Annotated in this window: 4 protein-coding genes; 1 reads left to right on the forward strand and 3 read right to left on the reverse strand. The window is 72.6% G+C overall.

The features are described 5' to 3' along the window. Window positions 1-100: 100 nt before the first annotated feature. A complete protein-coding gene (locus PSH25_RS23910) occupies window positions 101-547 on the reverse strand; it encodes a winged helix DNA-binding protein (RefSeq protein WP_238661202.1) in 447 nt (148 codons plus the stop codon). A gap of 97 nt (window positions 548-644) precedes the next feature. Between PSH25_RS23910 and PSH25_RS23915 the strand changes: the two genes are divergently transcribed. Beyond that, window positions 645-1,097 (forward strand): MarR family winged helix-turn-helix transcriptional regulator, encoded by a 453-nt coding sequence (locus tag PSH25_RS23915; protein WP_238661203.1) that lies wholly within the window; start codon window positions 645-647, stop codon window positions 1,095-1,097. Window positions 1,098-1,103: 6 nt separating this feature from the next. On the opposite strand, the gene PSH25_RS23920 is transcribed toward PSH25_RS23915, so the two are convergent. Next, window positions 1,104-1,787, reverse strand: a complete 684-nt coding sequence (locus PSH25_RS23920; RefSeq protein ID WP_238661204.1) for a hypothetical protein — start codon at window positions 1,785-1,787, stop codon at window positions 1,104-1,106. A gap of 83 nt (window positions 1,788-1,870) precedes the next feature. Next, window positions 1,871-2,332 (reverse strand): peroxiredoxin, encoded by a 462-nt coding sequence (locus PSH25_RS23925; RefSeq protein WP_308193727.1) that lies wholly within the window; start codon window positions 2,330-2,332, stop codon window positions 1,871-1,873. Window positions 2,333-2,481: the final 149 nt, after the last annotated feature.

Raw genomic sequence — 2,481 nt, forward strand, 5'->3', positions numbered from 1 at the left:
CCGGCCGGCAGAACCCGGCCAGCGCGCGGCCCGCTGACCGGCCGGCAGGGCTGGGCTCGCACCCCGTCGGTACCGCGCCCGGTCAGGTCGGGGTCCCCGGTCAGGTCGGGGTCGCGGCCAGTTCGGCGTTCGCGCGCTGGGTGACCAGGGTGAGCGCCCGGGCGGCGGCGCTCGCCTCGTCGGTCGGAATGCCCGCGTAGAGGCGGGCGCCGATGTCGGCGACGGCGTCGGCGATGCGGGCCTGCACGGTGTGACCGGCGTCGGTGAGCCGCAGCCGGGGCGCGCCCGCGTCGTGGTCGACCTGGGCGAGGTTCGCCTCGACGAGGGTGGCGAGCACCCGCTGCACCTCCTGTTCGTCGACCTTGCGGGTGCTGGTGATCCGCTGGATGAGTGGTGCGCGTTCGACCGGGCCGTTGGCGAGGGCGTTGAGGACGAGCACCTGGTTGAACTCGATGCCGAGGGGAGCGGTGGCCCGTTCGAGCAGGGCCCGGGTGGCGTAGTGGGCCTGGCCGATGACCTGGCCGTTGAGGGTGGGAACGGTGGACATGACGCCTCCTTCAATACGTTGGCTGAACCAACGTTGGTAGCACCAACGTAACACCCGATCGTGGGTCGCGCCAACGATTCCTGGTAGGCTGCGCCACATGGACAACGCGGCCCCGCAGTCACCCGCCGGGCTCAGCACCACAGCGAGCTGGCTGCTCAACCAGACCGCCAGCCACGCCGGCCGCCTGCTCAGCGAGGGCTTCGCCGCGCACGACCTGCGCGGCTACCACTACCGGCTGCTCGCCACCCTGGCCGAGGACGGTCCCGCGAGCCAGGCCGACCTCGGCCGGCGCTGCGGCATCGACCGCAGCGACGTGGTGGCCGCCATCAACGACCTGGCCGGCCGAGGGCTCGTGGTACGCGCCCCCGACCCGGCCGATCGCCGCCGCAACGTCATCAGCGCCACCGACGCCGGCGCCGACGAGGCCCGCCGGATGGGCGCGACCCTCGAACGCGTCCAGGACGACCTGCTCGCCCCGCTGTCCGCCAGCGAGCGCGAGCAGCTGACGCGACTGCTCACCCGACTGCTGCACCACCACAGCCGGCACTGACCCGCCTCAGCGGGCCTCGCGCAGCTCCGCCAACCGGGCCTCGATCTCGGCCAACTCGGCGCGCAGCTTCTCGGCCTGCTGCTCCGCCTCGGCCCGCTCGGTGCCGAGAATCTGCTCCACCGCCTCCTGCACCCCCGGCACGTCGACCAGGGCCACCATCTTCAACGCCTCCGCCGGCTTCACCACGTACGGCTTCGCGAGGGCCTTGCTGCCCTGCTGCGCCGCGACGGTCCACTCACCGTCGGCGTACGCCAGGGTCACGGTGAGACCGGCGGGGCCCTTGGGCTTGACGGCCTTGACCGCCCGCCGCGCCGGCGGCTTCTCCGTCTGCTCCACCTTCGGCTCCTCCTGTCGCTGCGCGGGCACCCGCGGCGTGTCCAACACGAACTCCGGCGCGGGCGCCGCCGGCGGCTCGGGCTCGGGCTCCGGCTTCGGCTCCACCATTCGACGAGTGACGCCCTTGGGCGCCACGGCCAGGTCGGCGGGGGAGAACGGCAGCTCGTCGCGGCCGAAGCGCACCACCACGAACTCGTCGGACACCTCGGGGTCGGTCAGCTCGATCACCTGACCGACCTGACCGGCGATCTGCCCCGCCGCCGCGGTGAACACCACCCGCGGTTTGCGCCCGGCCGCCAACGCCTCCCGGATGCTCTGCACCTCGCTAGTGGACAAACCCTGGCCGGCATCCATCACAACCCTCTTCCGTACACCTGTTTGATTGCTGTCTTGATACCAGCCGGCTGCGACACCCGCCGCACGGGGCTCACACCCACTCAGCCGCCCAGCGCCCGCAGCGCCCGGTCCGCGTGCTCGTTCATGCTGACCTCGCTGTGGATCACCTCGATGACCCGCTGGTCAGTGCCTATCACGAAGGTCATCCGCTTCATGCTCAACGGCCCCAACGGCACCCGCCGCTTGACCCCGAACTGCTGCGCCACCGCGCCATCGGCGTCCGACAGCAACGGATAGTCGAAGCCGTGCAGCTTCGAGAACTCGGCCTGCTTCGCCACCGGGTCGCGGCTGATGCCCACCCGCGTCGCGCCCAGCGCCGTGAACTCCGCCGCGAGGTCACGGAAGTGGCAGCTCTCCGCCGTGCACCCCCGGGTCATCGCCGCCGGGTAGAAGAACAGCACCACCGGCCCGGCCGCCAGGAACTCCGACAGCCGACGCGGCGTGCCCGTCTCGTCCGGCAGCTCGAAATCCCGCACCACGTCGCCGACACCCACACCCGCCACCGCGCACCTCCATCGTCCGATCGACCGCGCGGTGAGCGTAAGCGATCACGCCCAGAGCGCCGCCACCTCGTCGGCCACCACGTCGGCCTGGGTCCGCCCGGCCCGCGCCGCCCCCGCCCGCCGCGCCGGGTCCAGCACGTTGCGGCCGA

The sequence above is a fragment of the Micromonospora foliorum genome (assembly GCF_022229015.1).
GTDB lineage: Bacteria > Actinomycetota > Actinomycetes > Mycobacteriales > Micromonosporaceae > Micromonospora > Micromonospora foliorum.